At 46.1% G+C, this 18,900-nt stretch carries 15 protein-coding genes; 2 read left to right on the top strand and 13 right to left on the bottom strand.

What is annotated here, in order from left to right:
• Positions 1-14: 14 nt before the first annotated feature.
• The 6 genes from AC0QUU_RS10870 to AC0QUU_RS10895 all read right to left on the bottom strand — a co-directional run bounded on the left by AC0QUU_RS10870 (position 15) and on the right by AC0QUU_RS10895 (position 8,612).
• Complete coding sequence (locus AC0QUU_RS10870; RefSeq protein WP_474542755.1) at positions 15-1,547, bottom strand: sodium:solute symporter family transporter; 1,533 nt, start codon at positions 1,545-1,547, stop codon at positions 15-17.
• A gap of 166 nt (positions 1,548-1,713) precedes the next feature.
• The gene (locus AC0QUU_RS10875; protein ID WP_474542756.1) at positions 1,714-2,385 is read right to left on the bottom strand and encodes an LbetaH domain-containing protein; all 672 of its coding nucleotides are present in this window, start codon (positions 2,383-2,385) and stop codon (positions 1,714-1,716) included.
• Between the two features lie 62 nt (positions 2,386-2,447).
• Complete coding sequence (locus tag AC0QUU_RS10880; RefSeq protein ID WP_474542758.1) at positions 2,448-4,511, bottom strand: DNA topoisomerase; 2,064 nt, start codon at positions 4,509-4,511, stop codon at positions 2,448-2,450.
• 29 nt (positions 4,512-4,540) lie between these two features.
• Positions 4,541-5,590 carry an aldose epimerase family protein gene (locus AC0QUU_RS10885; protein ID WP_474542759.1) on the bottom strand — a complete coding sequence of 350 codons (1,050 nt, stop codon included), beginning with the start codon at positions 5,588-5,590 and terminating at the stop codon, positions 4,541-4,543.
• A 15-nt stretch (positions 5,591-5,605) separates the two neighbouring features.
• Entirely contained in the window at positions 5,606-7,732 is a 2,127-nt protein-coding gene (gene ppk1, locus AC0QUU_RS10890; RefSeq protein ID WP_474542761.1) for a polyphosphate kinase 1, read from the bottom strand.
• A gap of 16 nt (positions 7,733-7,748) precedes the next feature.
• Entirely contained in the window at positions 7,749-8,612 is an 864-nt protein-coding gene (locus AC0QUU_RS10895) for a patatin-like phospholipase family protein (protein WP_474542763.1), read from the bottom strand.
• A gap of 324 nt (positions 8,613-8,936) precedes the next feature.
• Between AC0QUU_RS10895 and AC0QUU_RS10900 the strand changes: the two genes are divergently transcribed.
• Entirely contained in the window at positions 8,937-10,571 is a 1,635-nt protein-coding gene (locus tag AC0QUU_RS10900; protein WP_474542764.1) for an ABC-F family ATP-binding cassette domain-containing protein, read from the top strand.
• A 42-nt stretch (positions 10,572-10,613) separates the two neighbouring features.
• On the opposite strand, the gene AC0QUU_RS10905 is transcribed toward AC0QUU_RS10900, so the two are convergent.
• Genes AC0QUU_RS10905 through AC0QUU_RS10925 form a run of 5 tightly spaced genes read right to left on the bottom strand, consistent with a single transcriptional unit; the run spans position 10,614 to position 15,120 of the window.
• Positions 10,614-11,258 (bottom strand): histidine phosphatase family protein, encoded by a 645-nt coding sequence (locus AC0QUU_RS10905; protein WP_474542766.1) that lies wholly within the window; start codon positions 11,256-11,258, stop codon positions 10,614-10,616.
• 15 nt (positions 11,259-11,273) lie between these two features.
• A complete protein-coding gene (locus AC0QUU_RS10910) occupies positions 11,274-11,753 on the bottom strand; it encodes an S-ribosylhomocysteine lyase (RefSeq protein ID WP_474542767.1) in 480 nt (159 codons plus the stop codon).
• The gene (locus AC0QUU_RS10915; protein ID WP_474545568.1) at positions 11,750-12,280 is read right to left on the bottom strand and encodes a DUF5662 family protein; all 531 of its coding nucleotides are present in this window, start codon (positions 12,278-12,280) and stop codon (positions 11,750-11,752) included. The genes AC0QUU_RS10910 and AC0QUU_RS10915 overlap by 4 nt, the downstream gene beginning before the upstream one ends.
• Complete coding sequence (locus AC0QUU_RS10920) at positions 12,240-14,117, bottom strand: alpha-amylase family glycosyl hydrolase (RefSeq protein WP_474542769.1); 1,878 nt, start codon at positions 14,115-14,117, stop codon at positions 12,240-12,242. The genes AC0QUU_RS10915 and AC0QUU_RS10920 overlap by 41 nt, the downstream gene beginning before the upstream one ends.
• A 13-nt stretch (positions 14,118-14,130) precedes the next feature.
• A complete protein-coding gene (locus AC0QUU_RS10925) occupies positions 14,131-15,120 on the bottom strand; it encodes a substrate-binding domain-containing protein (protein ID WP_474542772.1) in 990 nt (329 codons plus the stop codon).
• A 179-nt stretch (positions 15,121-15,299) separates the two neighbouring features.
• Here AC0QUU_RS10925 and AC0QUU_RS10930 point away from each other — a divergent pair, with 179 nt between their 5' ends.
• Complete coding sequence (locus AC0QUU_RS10930; protein WP_474542774.1) at positions 15,300-15,605, top strand: DUF1292 domain-containing protein; 306 nt, start codon at positions 15,300-15,302, stop codon at positions 15,603-15,605.
• Here the strand turns inward: AC0QUU_RS10930 and AC0QUU_RS10935 are convergent.
• Together AC0QUU_RS10935 and gltX are read right to left on the bottom strand one after the other, a co-directional pair.
• Complete coding sequence (locus tag AC0QUU_RS10935; RefSeq protein WP_474542776.1) at positions 15,588-17,414, bottom strand: ATP-dependent helicase; 1,827 nt, start codon at positions 17,412-17,414, stop codon at positions 15,588-15,590. The two genes, AC0QUU_RS10930 and AC0QUU_RS10935, sit on opposite strands and share 18 nt — an antisense overlap.
• Positions 17,415-17,430: 16 nt before the next feature.
• Positions 17,431-18,900, bottom strand: a complete 1,470-nt coding sequence (gene gltX, locus AC0QUU_RS10940) for a glutamate--tRNA ligase (RefSeq protein ID WP_474542778.1) — start codon at positions 18,898-18,900, stop codon at positions 17,431-17,433.

The following is an 18,900-nucleotide window of genomic DNA, read 5'->3' on the forward strand; positions in this document are numbered from 1 at the left end:
CTTTTTCTTATTTTTTATACATCCTGCTGAAGCGATCTTTTTTTCGTAATTGTTACAGTCTCATCATAACACTGGAATATCTCATCAATTTTTTCCTTTTTCATCTTCGGCGTAAGAAGACTGACAACAGGCACTGCCACCAGTCCGGCAATCATTGCTGCCGCTCCGGCATTGATGGGAGACTCAATAAATCCGAGAAACATATTGGATACCGTCAGTCCCACACCTGCAATAAATCCGGCCCATACACCGGCTTTGGTAACTCCTTTCCAATACAGCCCGTAGAGGAAAGGCGCCAGAAAAGCACCTGCCAGAGCGCCCCAGGAGATGCCCATCAGCTGGGCGATAAATGTGGGCGGATCCAGAGCAATTACAACCGATACAACAATAAAAAATACAATGAGAAGCTGCATCACAATAATCTGTTTCTTTTCGCTCATATTTTTAATTATATTATCCTTAAGCAGATCCAGCGTCATAGTGGAACTGGAAGTCAGCACCAGAGAAGACAGAGTGGACATAGACGCGGAAAGCACAAGTACGACCACAATTCCAATCAGAATATCCGGAAGAGCTGACAGCATGTATGGAATAATACTGTCATATACAACGTTTCCTGCCTCATCATAGATCTGCGGGCTGTCAAACAGTCTTCCGAAACCTCCGAGGAAATAGCATCCGCCGGAAACTACAATTGCGAATACTGTGGAAATCACGGTTCCTGTATTTACGGACTTTTCGTCTTTGATTGCATAAAATTTTCCGATCATCTGAGGCAGTCCCCAGGTTCCCAGAGATGTCAGTATAACAACGCCGAGAAGGTTCAGCGGATCCGGTCCGAAAAACGAGGTAAATGCCCCCGGCTGGCCGGCAGTCACAGCAGCATCGCCGGGAATCTCAGCCATCTTTGAAATTGCCTCCATAAATCCGCCCTGCCCGCTTAAGACAGCCGCAATTACCGCCACAATTCCCACCAGCATGATAATCCCCTGGATAAAGTCATTGATCGCTGTAGCCATGTAGCCGCCCAGTATTACATACAAAGCGGTAAACACTGCCATCGCAATTACACACCAGGAATACGGAATATTGAATGCCATGCCGAACAATCTGGACAGGCCATTGTACACCGATGCTGTATATGGAATCAGAAAAACAAATACAATTACGGACGCCACGATCTTCAGCGTCTTACTGTCATACCGTTCTCCGAAAAAATCCGGCATTGTCTTGGATTTCAGGTGCTGTGTCATAACCTTGGTTCTCCGGCCCAGCACTACCCAGGCAAGAAGACTTCCGATAAGCGCATTGCCTATCCCGATCCAGGTACAGGCAATTCCGTATTTCCATCCGAACTGTCCGGCGTATCCCACAAATACAACTGCCGAAAAATATGAAGTTCCATAAGCAAACGCCGTAAGCCACGGTCCCACGGATCTGCTTCCCAGAACAAAGCCGTCCACGCTGGAAGCATGCTTTCTGGAATAGATTCCTACTCCCACCATAACAGCAAAGAAGACTACAAGCAGCACAATTTTAATTCCCATCTCTTTTCCCTCAACTTCCTTTTCTTTTATCCGGCATCACAGCACCGAAATTTTCCATCCGTTTTGCTCATTCGCTTTAAAGCGTTGCGCTTTAAAGCGATAAAGCGTCCGGCTATAGAATAACACGGGCCGCAGGCCCGTGTCAACACAAAAGTATATGCATCCTCTATCTGCTCATCTTCTCCACGACTTCTCCCTGCTTTTTATAGATACTGTTGGCCGGCACAACGCCTCTCACAGAAGAAAGGGGATAAATGTTTGTATGGCTTCCCACAACTGTTCCCGGATTAAGAACACTGCCGCAGCCTACTTCTACTTCATCACCGAGCATGGCTCCGAATTTTTTCATTCCGGTCTCAATATTCCCTTCCGGACTTTTTACCACAACCAGTTTTTTGTCTGATTTCACGTTGGAAGTGATGGAACCCGCACCCATGTGGGATTTATATCCCAGAACAGAATCTCCGACATAATTGTAATGAGGAACCTGAACTTTATTGAACAGAATCACATTTTTCAGCTCTGTAGAATTTCCCACAACGGCTCCCTCACCTACAATCGCATTGCCGCGGATAAAAGCACAATGACGCACTTCCGCGTCTTTTCCGATGATGGCCGGCCCGTTGATAAAAGCCGTAGGCGCTACTTTTGCCGATTTCGCAATCCACACATTCTCGCCGGTCTTTTCATACTCATCACTGCTCAGCGTATTCCCTAGTTCTATAATGAAGCTGCTGATCTTCGGCAGTACCTCCCAGGGATACTCCACTCCTTCAAAGATATCCTTTGCAATTGTCTCCTCCAATGTGTAGAGTTCCTTTACTGTTACACCTTTCATTTTTCTTTCTTCCTTTCCGCCGGCCTCCGGCATTTCTGTTAACTCTCTTTTCTGTTATATTCTCATTCTTCTTTTTTATTATTCTTTCTCTTTTGTCTTCCGCCGGCACTGCTTTCCTGTCTTCCAACGGACTTTTTGTGATACGCTGCCGCCTTGTCATAACATTCTCTGAGCTGGTACTGATTATTCAGTCTTTTGACCCCCGCCGTATGGCCGGCTACAAACCTGTCCAGCTTCTCCATGTATTCATCCGGGCTGATTGATCCTTCTGCCACATAGGTAAGTCCTTTCTCCCAGCTGGCTGTCAGTTCCGGGTTAAGAAGAGACTTGATAGAGTGATCCACCACATCATAAACCATTTCCCCTTGAAGAGTGGGAGTAATAATCTGTGTCTTCTTACTGAGAGCAAGATATTTGATATGAATCAGTTTTTTCAGAATCTCCGCCCGGGTGGCGCTTGTGCCGATTCCGCTTCCTTTTATCTGGGCCCGGAGTTCTTCATCCTCAATAAGCTGTCCGGCATTTTCCATAGCCAGAATAATAGAGCCGGAGTTGTACCGCTTCGGGGGCGTGGTTTCTCCTTCTTTGATTTCCAGTTTTTTTACTGCCAGAATATCTCCTTTTTTCACACACTGCACCCGTTCAAAGAGGGCTTTGTCCTGGTTTTCATTTTCCGTTTCTTCCTTTTCCTGATCTGCGCTGCTCTGCTTCCGGATACCTGCTGCCTTCAGATATCCTTCTTCCGCCAGAACCCGAAAGCTGGAAAAAAAACGTTCCCTCTGCATCTGTGTCACAATCGACACTTTCTGATATACTGCCGGAGGATAAAAAATACTCAGGAACCGCCTGACAATCAGATCATATACATTCCGGGATACCGCCGACACCGAATTCAGGGCCGAAAGCCCCTGTCCGGTGGGAATAATCGCATAATGATCGGTAATCTGTTTGTCATTGACATATCTGGTTTTTTCCAGATTTTTATAAGAACCGAACTGAAGAATATCCCGGAGAAAAGGAGCCGCCGGAGCATACCCTGTCAGTCCGTTCAGCTGCCGGCTGATTTCTTTTGCCACTGCCGAAGAAAGCACTCTGGCATCTGTTCTCGGGTAGGTTACCAGTTTCTTTTCATAGAGTTCCTGTACAATTCTGAGAGTTTCATCCGGACTGATCTTAAACCTACGGGAGCAGTCATTCTGAAGTTCCGCCAGATTATATAAGAGGGGCGGATTCTTCTTTTCCTTCTTTTTTTCAACGGATTCCACCTGACAGGCAAGAGGCTGTTCCCGGTTCAGAAATTCCAGCAGTTCTTCTGCCTTTTTTCTTTCTTTAAATCCGTTTTCTTTGTACAGATCAAAGGATTCAAAATACCGGGAGCCCTTTACGGCTCTCCATTCCCCCTCAAAAGACGGGCCACCGGCATCCACCGTGCTGACCACCCGATAAAAAGGTGTTTTTCTGAATTCCCGGATTTCCCTTTCTCTGCGTACAACCATCCCCAGCACGCAGGTCATAACCCTTCCTACGGAAATCGACGAGTATCGTGTATTCAGATAAGAGGATATACTGTTGCCGTATTTCAGAGTAAGAAGACGGGAAAAATTAATTCCCATCAGATAGTCTTCCTTTGCCCGCAGGTATGCAGATTCACTCAGATTATCATAGGCGGACAGATCTTTCGCCTCCCGGATGCCTCTTAATATCTCTTCCTCAGTCTGAGAATCAATCCACACCCGCAGACGTTTTTTTCCTTTTACATGTGCCTCCTGTTCTACCAGCCGGTAAATATATTCTCCTTCTCTTCCGGAGTCAGTACATACATAAATTGTTTCTACGTCATCCCGGTTAAGAAGAAAGCTTACGGTCCGGAACTGTTTTTCCACGGCAGGGATCACTTCATACTTAAACTCAGCAGGGATAAACGGCAGAGTATCCATACTCCACCGTTTCAGTGCCGGATCATACTCTTCCGGATAGCTCATGGTCACAAGGTGTCCTACGCACCATGTGATAACTGCCTCGTCAGACTCCATATATCCGTCTCTTCGTCCGGCGTTTATTTTCAGCGCCTTTGCGAACTCCATCGCCACGCTGGGCTTTTCTGCAATATACAATGCTTTTCCCATATGATGTAAATTCCTGTTCTGCCTTTCTCTTATCTGTCTGTCCGGAAACGGTACATGGTCCGTGTGTCATACTTTTCTCCTGCTCTGCACACCGGTCCCGGGAAATGCTCATGGTGGATTGCATCCGGATAAAAATGGGTTTCCAGACATACCGCATCCCGGCTTCTGTAGCATGCTCCGCCTTTGCCTGTGCTGCCTTCCAGGAAATTCGCAGTATAGATCTGGACACCCGGACGGTCTGTATACATATCCATGACAATGCCGCTTTTGTCCGCCGCCAGTTCTGCCACTTTAATAAATTTTCCTTCTGTTTTCAACAGCCAGTTATGGTCATATCCTCCGCCCAGTCTGAGGGCTTCATAATCTGAGTCGATTTCGTCCCCCAGTACACGGCCGGTCCGGAAATCCATGGGCGTTCCCTCCACCGGCAGTATCTCTCCGGTGGGAATTGCCTCACCATCGGCCGGGGTAAAGAAATCAGAATCCATCGTCAGCGTATGTCCAAGAGCTGTACCGCTGCCCTGACCGTTCAGATTAAAGTAGCTGTGATTTGTCATATTGATAACTGTATCTTTATCAGGCACTGCCTCATAGTGCACAGTAATCCCGTTTTCCTCGTCCAGAGTGTATGTCACATGCATATCAAGCGCTCCCGGGTATCCCTGATCTCCGTCCGGACTGTGAAGGACAAAGGTCACATGGTCATCCCCACTGCCGGATACGGTCCACATCCGTTTAAAATAGTAATCCGGTCCGCTGTGGAGATTATTTCCGTGGTCGTTTTCTGCAAGTTTATAGGTTGTACCGTTGATCTCGATGCTGGCTCCGCCGATCCGGTTGGCGCTTCTTCCCACGGAAGCGCCGAAACACTCTGTTCCGTTCTCATATCCGGACACATCATCAAATCCCAGCACGACGTCCAGCATAACTCCGTTTTTATCCGGTATACGGAGGTTCACCAGAGCCGCGCCGTAGTCCGTCACCGCCGCTGAGATTCCATTTTCGTTTTCCATAATGTACAGGTGAGCCTTCTCACCATTTTTCAAAGTTCCAAAATCCCGAACTGTAAGCTGTTTCATATTGTTGCCTCCTGATTATTTTTCTTTTCTGCCGAACAGTCCGAATAATCTGTTCAACAGTGAATTCCGCTCCTTTTTCCGGACATAGGGGGATGGTCTTCTGGCATTTATGGCTTCTTTCATAAATGTCTCCTGGGCATTTACTGCCTTTTCTCCTGTATTTTTCTTCCGATAAGTTCCGTCACTTGTCATTTCCCGCGCCTTTACGTTATCGGAAAGCATAACTTTCAGATCATGGATCAGATGTCTCCGGATCGTTTCATCATAGATCGGACAGGCCACTTCCACCCTGTTTTCTGTATTTCGGGTCATCATATCCGCTGAACCGATATACACTTTGGCATCGGATCCGCTGCCGAATACGAATACTCTGGGATGTTCCAGAAATCTTCCTACAATACTGGTCACGTGAAGATTATCGGTCTTCCCAGGAATTCCCGGGAGAATGCAGCAGATTCCCCGGACAATCAGCTGAACCTTTACTCCGGCCTGGGATGCCTGAGCCGTTTTCCGGATAAAGTCCATATCCGTTACCGAATTCATTTTCATAAGAATCCGGCCGTCTTTCCCTTTGGCGATCTCCTCATCCATAAGCTGAAGTACTTTCTGCTTCAGGCTTGTAGGGGAGACAATCAGATGATTGTATACTCCGTCCAGATTGCCGATAGACATATTTTTGAAAAATACGGCCGCGTCTTCTCCGATCTCCTGGCTGGATGTTATCAGAGAATAATCGGTGTACATTTTTGCTGTTTTTTCATTATAGTTTCCGGTTCCGATCTGGGTAATATAGCGGATTTCATTTTTATTCCGGTATGTAATAAGACAGATTTTCGAGTGGACTTTATAGTTCTCAAATCCGTAAAGCACACGGCAGCCTGCCTCTTCCATCCGTTCTGACCAGTCAATGTTATTCTGCTCGTCAAATCTGGCTCTCAATTCGATCAGCGCCGTAACTTCTTTGCCGTTCTCCGCAGCCGCGCACAGATACTCCACAAGCCTTGCCTTTTTTGCCAGGCGGTAAATGGTAATCCGGATTGTCATGACATCCGGATCCGTGGACGCCTCCTTGATCAGCTGTAGGAAAGGCTCCATACTCTCATAGGGATAAGACAGAAGGACATCTTTCTTTTTCACCTGTTCCATCACACTCCCCTCCGAGAGCATGGACGAAGGCTGAGGAATAAAGGGAGAATCTGTAAGGGCCCTTTTCATGGATTCAGGCACCTTGTCTGCAATTGTAAATATGAATCCCAGTTTCATCGGCATCTTCGTGCGGAAAATACACTCCGGAGTGATATGGAACTTTTCGCACAGAAATTTTTCCATTTCTTTTCCCAGCGGATTCGCTGCCTCCAGGCGGACTACAGCCATCCTTCTTCTTTTGTGAAGGGTTTCCTGCATAACATACCGGAAATCCTCATTGTCCGCCATCAGTTCATCATTGGGCGCAATATCCGCATTTCTTGTTACACAGATATAATTTTTATCCGACACCTGATATTTATCAAACACAAGTTCAAGATACTCCATAATCACCTTTTCCATACGGATATAACGGATATCGTGTCCGGGCAGAAACAGGACATCGGAAATATACTGGGGAACCGGAACAACTCCCAGCATCGTTTTATTTCCCTGTTTCAGATTTGCCACCACATAGATTTCTTTATTTAAAAGATGGGGGAACGGGTGGTTCGCATCCACAATCTGGGGAGAGAGCACCGGAAGAATCTGCTCTTTAAAATATTTTTTTACATATTTCTTCTCCTGCTGCTCCAGCTCTTTAAATCCAAGACCGCATACACCATAGGGATGCAGCTGCTTTTTGATCTCCGCATAAGTCTTGTCTCTCTCTTTGTACATCGGAGCTACGGCACGGTAAATAGCGGCAAGCTGTTCTTCTGCTGTCATTCCCGAACGAATATCCTGCTTTGTATTGTCCGCCGCAGCCATATCGTACAGACTTCCCACCCGAATCATAAAAAATTCATCCAGGTTGCTGGTGAAAATAGCTACAAATTTCATCCTCTCCATCAGCGGAACAGTCTCGTCCTGCGCTTCCTCCAGCACCCGCTGATTAAAACGGAGCCAGGATAATTCTCTGTTCTGTGTATAATCCAGATTTTCCGGTCTGCTCACTGCCGTTTCCCCCTTCCTATTTCTCCAGATACTCCATCAGGGCATCCAGTTTTCTTTCCATCAGTTTGTAGCCATGCTCATAGAACGCATGAAGAGTCTCTGTATTTCTCTCCAGACGTGACACCGGCTTTACCTGAGGACGGATTACAAATACTTTTCCTTTTTTCTCAAGCTGATCCAGATAATTCATTGTCTTATTGTACTCAAAGCTTCTCCGGAGAATTGTGCGTACCAGCGCGGGATAGGACCGGTATGCCCTCCGGTAAATCTTCTGCATTCCCCTGGAGAGCGTTTTCTTCCGGTATCCTGCATTTTTGGTAAGTACAACCACAATTTTTTCATTTTCCATATTTTCCGCCCGCCGGATCGGTATCGAATCTGCAAGTCCTCCGTCCAGATAAGGCACGCCGTCTACATTTACGATGGGCGTCAGAAGAGGCATACTGCAGGAAGCCCGGCAGATCTTCATAAGCCTTTCCCGATCCTCCCGCTCTGTCATATACTCTGCTTTTCCGGTCAGGCAGTTGGTTGTCACCAGCTGGCACTCCATCTCCGACTTAAAATAGGCGTCAAAATCAAATGGATAAATTTCTTTCGGATATCTGTCAAATATCATATCCATGTTCATTACACTTTTTTCTTTTACGAAATCCCGGATACCATAATAATATCCCAGATCCTTTTCCTTTGGGATCATGCAGTCCCTGGTCCTGCCCGGCTGTCTGGACACGTAGCTTAATGCATTGCAGGCTCCCGCAGATACACCGATTACATGGGAGGTATATATGTCCTTTTCCATCAGAAGATCCAGAACACCTGAGGTGAAAACGCCTCTGGTCGCGCCGCCCTCCAGAACCATTGTTGCTTTTTTTATATTCATTTCTCAGTTTCTCCTCACTTTCAGACGCTGTCATCGTTTAAAGAACTTCAACAATGCTATTATATACTGTTTTTCCCCGGACGGGAACCGTAAGTTTTATTTTTGCAAAAGTTCACCCAGAGATCTGCCTGCTTATCTGCAGAATCTCTTTGCTGCTTTCCGTTTCTATTTGATAAAGACAGGCCTTGCCTTTTGCCTCTGTCCCATGGTAATATAAGCGATGGAAATCCGGCCTGTTTTTTCCGGAACGGAATAATTTCTCATTTTTCCGTCCCAGAGAAAATCAGGCCTGTCATCAGAGTTTCAGAAATAAGGAGATTACAGATGATTAGTGCAAATAATGTAACACTGCGCGTAGGAAAAAAAGCGCTTTTTGAAGATGTCAATATCAAGTTTACTGAAGGAAACTGCTATGGGCTGATCGGGGCCAACGGCGCCGGGAAGTCAACCTTTCTCAAGATTTTGTCCGGCCAGCTTGAGCCTACGAAAGGAGAAGTGGCCATTACACCGGGCGAACGTCTCTCCTTCCTGCAGCAGGATCAGTATAAGTATGATGAATATCTTGTCCTTGACACGGTAATTATGGGAAACGCCCGTCTCTATGAGATTATGAAAGAAAAAGAAGTGATATATGCCAAAGAAGACTTTACCGACGAAGACGGTATACGGGCAAGTGAACTGGAAGCAGAATTCGCCACCATGAACGGCTGGGAGGCCGAATCAGACGCCGCTTCTCTTTTAAACGGCCTGGGCATTGAAACAGAGCTTCACGGAAAGTATGTAAAAGACCTGACCGGACCGGAAAAAGTCAAAGTACTTCTGGCCCAGGCTCTTTTCGGCAATCCGGATATTCTGCTCCTGGACGAGCCCACCAACCACCTGGATCTGGACGCCATCGCATGGCTGGAGGAGTTTCTCATCAACTTTGAAAATACGGTTATTGTTGTATCTCATGACCGTTATTTTCTCAACAAAGTCTGCACACAGATTGCGGACATTGACTATGGAAAAATTCAGCTTTATGCCGGAAATTATGATTTCTGGTATGAGTCCAGCCAGCTTCTGATCCGTCAGATGAAGGAGGCAAATAAGAAAAAGGAAGAAAAGATTAAAGAGCTGCAGGAATTTATCTCCCGTTTCAGCGCCAACGCATCCAAATCCAAGCAGGCTACATCAAGGAAACGCGCCCTGGAAAAGATTCAGCTGGAGGAAATCAAGCCTTCCAGCAGAAAGTATCCCTATATTGACTTTCGTCCGAACCGGGAAATTGGAAATGAAGTGCTGACTGTAGAGGGAATTTCCAAAACAATTGACGGAGAAAAAATCCTGGATAATATCAGCTTTACTCTGGGGCATGATGATAAAGTTGCCTTTGTCGGCGGAAATGAACTTGCAAAGACAACACTTTTCAAAATTCTGATCGGTGAGATGGAGCCGGATGAAGGCACTTACAAATGGGGTGTTACTACCTCTCAGGCCTACTTCCCGAAAGATTTCGGCGGAGAATTTGATAGCGACTACAATATTACAGAATGGCTTACTCAGTACTCTGAAGAAAAGGACGTTACTTATGTGCGCGGTTTCCTTGGAAGAATGCTCTTCTCCGGAGAAGACGGCGTAAAAAAACTGAAAGTTCTCTCCGGAGGTGAAAAAGTCCGCTGCCTGCTGTCCAAGATGATGATATCCGGCGCTAATGTACTGATTCTGGACGAGCCCACCAACCATCTGGATATGGAAGCAATTACTGCACTGAATAACGGAATGATCAAATTCCCGGGCGTAATTCTGTTCAGTTCCAGAGACCATCAGATCGTTCAGACAACTGCCAACCGCATTATGGAAATTGTTCCAGGAGGACAGCTGATCGACAAAATCACCACATATGATGAATATCTGGAAAATGACGAGATGGCCAGAAAACGCCAGACTTATTCTGTACAGACGGAAGAAAATGACTAAAGCAAAACGGGATGAACCGCAGCGGTTCATCCTGTTTTTTGTTTAACATGCTTTCCATGGCTTTACTTTTTCTTTATAGTAGATAACGCCTTCTTTTTTAATAACCGGCGTTCCTTCTGCAACCTCTACAATTGTAACAGCACAGTTCGGAGGCACTTCATCCCGCCAGAATCCGGCGACAGAAAGGTTGCCTTTGATTCTGTTGAGAAGCGCGGTCATTGCAGCACCGTGAGTAGAAACAAGAATACTTTTGTCCTGAAGCTCTTCTTCTTTACACAGCCATGCCAGAAAATCGCCGGTTCTCTCATAAAGATGAGGAATCGACTCTCCGTCTGAAGGCGGGATATAATTCTCTGTATCTGTGAAAAAACGGTTGAAATCCGCACTCTTCGGATCCTTATTGTCTCCTCCGCAGTACATGCCTTCATAATTTCCGAAAGAAAACTCTTCAATCCGGCTGTCCTCGATAAGAGGAATATTTCTTCCGGCAAGTATAATTTCAGCTGTTTCTTTTGCTCTTGAAAGAGGGCTTGTATATGCCAGATCGATTTTCAGGTTTTTCATTCCCTCCGCAGTCTCACGGGCCAGATGCCGGCCATAGTTATTAAGTGGAATATCTGTATGTCCCTGAACCTTATGTGCCCGGTTCCAGTCCGTCTCTCCATGCCGTACAACGTACAATATCATAAGTATTTTCTCCTTCTATTCCGGATAATTCAGCTGGAAATCCTGTATATTTTCAAGTACATCCGTCAGATATTTCTTCGCCAGATATCCGGCCATCGGAAGATTCATATCCAGATAATTGCCACAATCCTTTGCGCATGCTCCCGGCACATCCCCCTCAAAAGAAGCGATAAAAGAAAACATTTCCCGCATCAGCGGCACAATATCAGCTGAAGTATAGTCTCCCGCAAGCAGCAGATAAAATCCGGTCCGGCATCCCATTGGTCCGAAATAAATAACCCGCTCCTTATATTCTTCATGATTTCTCAGAAATGTAGCTCCCAGATGTTCAATCGTATGCACCTCTGCCGTATTCATAACCGGTTCATCATTTGGACTGGTCATACGGATATCAAAGGTTGTAATTACCGCATCTTTTACTTTATCCTTTCTGGATACATAAATCCCCGGCACAAGCCGGATGTGATCTACTGTAAAACTTGCTATTTTATTCATTTCTTCAATACTTCCTTTCTAATATACCGGAAAGTCTGTTCCTCCCCTTCCTCTGCCAGCATGATAAGCAGTTTTTCCAGGAGTTCCTTTGTTGCTTTATGCATCAGTTCTCCCGCTTTCCCGTGAAGATAATACTCCAGGGGTGATCTGTCTGTATAACTGGCGCCTTTGTATACCCTGCTGGCGGCAATCCGATCCATAAACATCTCAACAACATACCGGACCGGCATCCTCATTCCTGCCAGAATTCCGCTGCCGTCCAGGCTGTAGTCAATCCAGTACTCATAATGATGCTTATTTCTTCCCTTATGATGCAGCCAGGCGGTGGAACATCCTTTATCTTCCCGCTCTGCATTGTTCGGGCTCCGGTTGCCCTGATAATATCTGCAGCCTATCCGGAATTCTGTCCAGCTGTATTTGGAAAGATCATGCAGCAGCCCCTGCCGGTACAGCCCCACCCGGAAGCAATATTTCATTACAAGGAATTTATGCTTTGTGATCGTGCAGAAGTGTCCCGCTGCCTTCATCATTTTCATCCCTGCCTTTTAGCGTCGGCGCTGCCGGAGATTTCTTCTCTGCAGATACAGCTTTGTCCTTTTCTGCCGGCGCCGCTGCTGTTTTCTTCTTCTCTGCCGGTTTTCGGTCTTTCAAAGTTTCCTCTGTCTTTCTTGTAACAAACAGTGCAATACTTCTTTCTTTCAGTTCTATATTTTTCTGATCCTTGACAAATTCCGGGGTTTCCAGAACACCTCTGCATGTATCGGCGGCCAGATACCATTTCTTTCCTTTTCCCGGAGACGGAAGTGCATACGTATGAGAAATCCAGTGCATATTGTACGCCGCGAAACAGTCCTCATCTCCGGAGATCAGGCCGCAGTACAGCACACCGAGCTGACGGCTGGACACTTCGGCCTTTACCTGCCAGGCGCTTTCTCCGTGATAGGATACATCAGGCATGCCGCAGGCAGTTCTGTCCAGACCGTTTAATTCTTCTTTTCTGTGCAGACAGGGGTGCGCCTTGCGGAATGCGATCAGCTTTTTCACATATCGGAACAAAGAATCATCACTTTTGAGCCTGTTCCAGTTTACCCAGCCCACTTCATTGTCCTGACAGTATACATTGTTATTTCCCTTCTGGCTGTTATAAAACTCATCTCCCGCCAGGATACAGGGTGTACCCTGAGCTGTCAGCAAAAGCAGAAAAGCATTTCTGACCTGGTTTCTGCGCAGCTCCATTACAGCTTTCTTTCTGCTTGGGCCTTCAGCTCCGCAGTTCCAGCTGTAATTATAATCCGGGCCGTCTGTATTATTTTCTCCGTTTTCGTCATTATGCTTGCTGTCATAAGATACAAGATCCCAGAGCGTAAATCCGGTATGTGTCGTGATATAATTGCATGCGTCATCATATGCAGAATTATGCCGCAACGCCCATATCACATCATTTATCATATTTTCGTCCCCTTTCAGGAAACGACGCATTACATTCTGGAATCCTTCTTCTCTGCGCATCAGTTTGATGTCCTTCAGAAGAGGATCTTCTTTTAACAGTTCCCAGGAAACTGTATAAGGATTTACAATAAAGCCGTCCACATGATATTCCAGCATATAAAATCTCAGACATTCCAGAACGGTCTGATTTGGAATCCCCTGTGTGAAAGGCATTTCGAGAACCACTTCCATTCCTTCTCTGTGGCAGGCTTTTATCATATCCTTCAGTTCATTTACCGCACTTTTTCCTGCGGCATAGGATTCCTTTGGCGCAAAATAATATGCCGGTCCATATCCCCAGTAATTGATCTTTCTCCCCGTACATTCGTCAAATTCATAGACCGGCATACACTGAATCTGGTTAATCCCCAGTTCTTTCAGATATGGGAGTTTTTCGATTACACCTCTGTAAGTTCCTTTATAAGGCACCTTCGAGGAGCTGTGTTTTGTAAATCCTCTTACATGAAAAGTATAAGCTATAACCTGATGCCAAGGAATATGAAGTCTTTTATCACCTTCCCAGTCATACTCACGTGATATCAGTTTCCCCCGCACCTGATGGTTCTGCACATCCCTGCTGCGGCCGAAAACTTCCCGCCCGGCCAGCTCTTTCACATAAGGGTCCACGCAGATCCTGTCCTCTATTCTGAAATTATATTCATACTTTGATGCACGCAGATCCTCAACGGCAAGGAACCTGACCTCACCGATTCCTTCCTCCTCTGGCATGTCAAAACTGTATTCCGGTGATTCTTCACCTGCTTTATACAGTAAAAGCTCACAGCTTTTTCCTGCAGGCACCTGCACAGCAAAATTCACCTTATTGTTTTCTACAGCCGTCCCGAAAGGCTGAGGACTTCCTTTGATTTTTTTCATATTTTATTCCTTTCTACTGCCAGCCATCCGTTCCATACATATCGACATTTTCTCTGTTAATAAAAAACGTCTCCGCATAAATCTCTTTTTCGTATCTGTCCCTGTTCAGTATGGCTACAGCTGTCTTCGCGGCAGTCTTCCCCATTGTAATCGGGGACTGGGCTCCGATTCCTGTCATAGGACTGTCCGGATCCAGAAGCGCGCTCTTCGTATCCGGAGAGCCGTCCACACTGTATACAAGAATATCCTGTTTCTTTGTCTGTTTCAGCAATTCAAGCACCTGAATAGCCATCACGTCATTGCCGCACATAATGGCATCAATTTCCTCTCCGTCAAGGAGCGTACGCAACACAGCTCCGATTTGCTCACTGCCTGCATCAATCCGCCGCACAACCTCAAATCCCCCGTTTAAGATAGCTTCCTCAAAACCTGTGATACGCTCGTTGATGGAATTAATGCCGGAGCTTTCCACTATAACAATTCTTCCCCCTTCCGGCATGCGTGAAACAAGATCTTCTCCGCAGACATATCCTGCATTCCGGTTATCTGAACCTACAAAAGCCTTTACAAGACCGGTTTCCTTGACCTCTGTGTCGAGATTAACCACTGGAATTCCCGCCTCATTAAGGGCCTCAAGAGCCGGTGTTATTTTTTCCCAGTCTGCCGGACATAAAAAGACACATTCCACTTTCTGTTCAATCAGTTCATCTATCTGCTGAATCTGAGTATCCACATCCGCTTCTGCATCCCGTACGATAAGACGGATCCCCTCTTCTTCCAGAGAAGACTGAACCGCTTCTCTTAAAACCGTATAAAATGGATTGGACAGATCGCTGCAGCTGAATCCAAGCACATGTTCTGTCGCCTCTGCGTCATCCTCTGTATTATCCTGGCCGTCCACCACTGCATTGTCCTCCGGTGAGCCCACATTCTGTTTGCAGCCTGACAACAGAGCAGCAGCCAGAACAACCATCAGAAAAACCGCAGTAATTCTCTTTTTCATTTGTCATTTACCTCTTCTGCTCAATTCATGGATATAATTATCCACTCTTTCATTCTACCTTGTTTCAGGGGAATGTCAATAGAGAGTGCGTCTTGCTTTTTTCCTGTCTTTTTGATACCCTGTATACAGAATAACATCTGCCCGGCCTGACAGGCGGCAGATGCAGAAGGAGAAAGCATATGAATGAAAATGAAACACTCACCGTAACACTGACACTTGACAATGATGAGGAGCTGGAATGCGCCGTTCTCTCCATATTTGAGGCAGAAGGCCAGGAATACATCGCTCTTCTTCCGCTTAATGAAGACGGAAATAGTGATGACGGACAGGTATACCTGTACCGCTTTATTAACAACGGCGAAGATGAAGAACCTGACCTTGAAAACATTGTAGATGACGCGGAGTTTGACCGCGTTTCTGAGGCCTTTAATGAATGGATGGAGGAGCAGGATTTCGGAGATATTGATTTAGACGACATCCAGTAATTCGTCTACAAAGCGGGAAGGAGCCGTTTCCTTTCCGCTTTTTGTTTTCACGTAGCAGACCGTCAGTTTTTCTCTGGCCCGGGTCATGGCCACATAAAAAAGCCTTCTTTCTTCCTCTGTCTGTGCGTCTGTTCTTGCTTTTTTATATGGAATTCTTCCCTCGTTTGCATCCAGAATAAATACTGTATGAAACTCCAGGCCCTTAGCGGCATGAATCGTCATAAGCCTTACACCCTCCGGATTATCTTTCTTTTGTTTCTCCTGCAGAATATGTGTATATTCTTCCACATGCCGAAACCATTCTTCCAGGGTTCTGTAAGGCCTGGCGGCTTCTGCGATTTCCTGAATCACGTCCGTAAGATCGGTTCTGGGAATATTATGTGAGAATGCATAATCTCTAAGAAAATCATCATATCCGATTCGCTTCCTTATATACTGAATTGCCGCATATGGCGCCATTTTTGCCAGCATCTTTACATCCCACTCAAACTGATCAATCCGATCCATCATCCATTCTTTATCACAATAATGATTCCGGATATCTTCAAAGGATACTGCTCTCCCTGCCAGACTGTCTCTTCCGATATACCGCTTCGGCCGGTTCATAACCTGAAGAAAATCCTGTCTTCTTCTCTCTCCCATGGCGAGACGAAAATAAGCCTGAATATCTTTCCCGATAAAATGATTGTAAATATTGGGCAGATGTTCCTTCATCTGGAAAGGGATCCGCCGTTCAACCAGCGCTTCTGCCACCGGCCCCGCATCTGTGTGGATGCGGAAAAGAACAGCTATATCCTCGGGACGGATCCCGTCAGAAATACATTTTTCTATTTCATCCAGAATGTATTCTGCCTCTTCTGCCGGGTCAGCAAGTTCCTGAACATGAAGGCAGGCGCCGCCCTTTCTGTATGCCTTCAGCTGTTTTTCAAACCTTCTCTCATTGTGCCGGATCACTTTCAGGGAATTTCGGACAATATACTCTGTAGAACGGTAATTCATACCCAGCAGGATCTGGTCTGCCTGGGGATAATCTTTCCGGAACTGAAACATCAGCTCACTGTCAGCTCCGCGGAACCCATAGATTGCCTGATCATCATCTCCCACCACAAAAATATTGTTCTGAGGCAGAGCAAGGAGCCGGATCACATCATACTGAATCCGGTTAATATCCTGAAACTCATCAATCAGAATATAACGGAACTTTCTCTGCCATCCTTCCAGAACCTCAGGCCGTGAAGACAAAAGATTGTAACAGAGAACAAGCATATCGTCAAAATCAATCTTCCTTCTCCGCTTTCTCTCCTCCTCATATTGGCTGTAGATTTCCCGGAATGTTTCCGCACTGCATTTTTCCGAAACATACTCCTCCACATCCAGACGGTTATTTTTGATTTTTCCGATCTCCGCGGCAATATCCGATATAAAATCCTCTTCATCAAAAACTTCCGCTTCCTGTCTGCTGATCACTTCTCTCAGCAGCTGATATTTTTCTTCTTCGGAGAGAATATTCTGTCCGTTCATCCGATAGGTACATCTCAGAATTCCGTAAAAGATCCCGTGAAATGTCCCCGCCGTAACCGGAAGATTTTTCTTTCCCATAAGAGAACAGAGCCTGTTCTTCATCTCCTGTGCCGCAAAACGGGTAAAAGTAACGACCAGAATTTCTTCTGGTCTTACATTGCATTTTTCAATCAGATATTTGATTCTGTTCACAATGGTAAGCGTTTTTCCTGATCCCGGTCCTGCAAGGACCAGGCAGGGGCCGTCTTTGTGAGAGACGGCTTTCGCCTGCGTCTTATTTAAACTCATACGTTCCTTTCCTGTGTTACTGCTGCTGTTCGGTCAGCTTCCGGATTCCGCAGCGGATCCGTTTCAGAGACTCCTCTTTCTGAAGCACTTCCATAATCTCTGTTGCTCCGCCCGGTGTATTCTGTTTTCCTGACACCGCGGTCCGGATGGGCCACATCACATACCCGATCTTGTACCCTTTCTCTCCCGCAAACGCTTTCAGCGTCTCGAAAAGGGCGTCGTTGCTGTAGTCCTCCTGGGCCTCCAGAACGGGAAGCACTTCCTGAAGAAGCGCCAGTCCTTTCTGCGCGTCTGTTTTCATCTTTTTATGCGTATACAGCGCCGTATCATATTCCGGCAATTCCTCAAAGAAGTCGATCTGCTCCGCAATGTCCGGGAAAATCTCAATTCTTGTCTTTACAAGAGCCGCGATCTTTTTCAAATCAAAGTCCTTTGTAATTACTTTGCGGATATAGGGCTCAGCCAGCTCATAGAATTCTTCGAAGTCCATTGCCTTTAAATATTCCCCGTTCATCCATTTCAGCTTCACCGTGTCAAATACAGCTGGAGATTTACTCATATGCCGGTAATCGAACTCTTTCACCAGCTCCTCCAGAGAGAAGATCTCCCGGTTATCCTCCGGGCACCAGCCGAGGAGAGCCACATAATTAACAACAGCCCGGGATACAAATCCCTGGTCTATCAGATCTTCATAAGAGGAGTGACCGCTTCTCTTGCTCAGTTTCTTGTGATTTTCGTCCGTAATCAGCGGACAGTGTACATATACCGGAACTTCCCAGCCGAATGCTTCATAAAGACGGTTGTACTTCGGAGCTGAGGAAAGGTATTCATTTCCCCTTACGACATGGGTAATCTCCATCAGATGATCATCTACTACATTTGCAAAATTATAAGTAGGAAAGCCGTCAGACTTAATCAGAATCATATCGTCCAGCTCCGCGTTCGGAACTGTAATGTCTCCATAAATTTCATCATGGAAAGTAGTCTCTCCCTCATTTGGCACGTTCAGCCGTATTACCCATGGTTTGCCCGCGGCCAGATTGGCCTCGACTTCTTCCCGGCTCAGACCCAGGCAGTGTTTATCATACACTACGATATCTGTCCCGTCATCTGAAACTGTCGTCTTCAGAGAATCCAGTCTTTCTTTATCACAGAAGCAGTAATATGCATCTCCCTGTTCCACAAGCTGCTTTGCATAATCCAGATAAATGCCGCGGGCCTGTCTTTCACTCTGTACATATGGTCCGTATCCTCCGTCTTTATCGGGACCTTCATCATGAACCAGTCCTGTCTTTTCCAGAGTTCTGTATATAATATCAAGAGCCTCTTCCACATATCTCTCCTGATCTGTATCTTCAATCCGCAGTACAAAGTCTCCTCCCTCATGTTTCGCGATCAGATACGCATAAAGTGCTGTACGCAGATTTCCTACATGCATCCGGCCCGTAGGACTGGGTGCGAATCTTGTTCTAACTTTCTTATTCAT

Source organism: Mediterraneibacter sp. HA8405 (genome assembly GCF_056148955.1).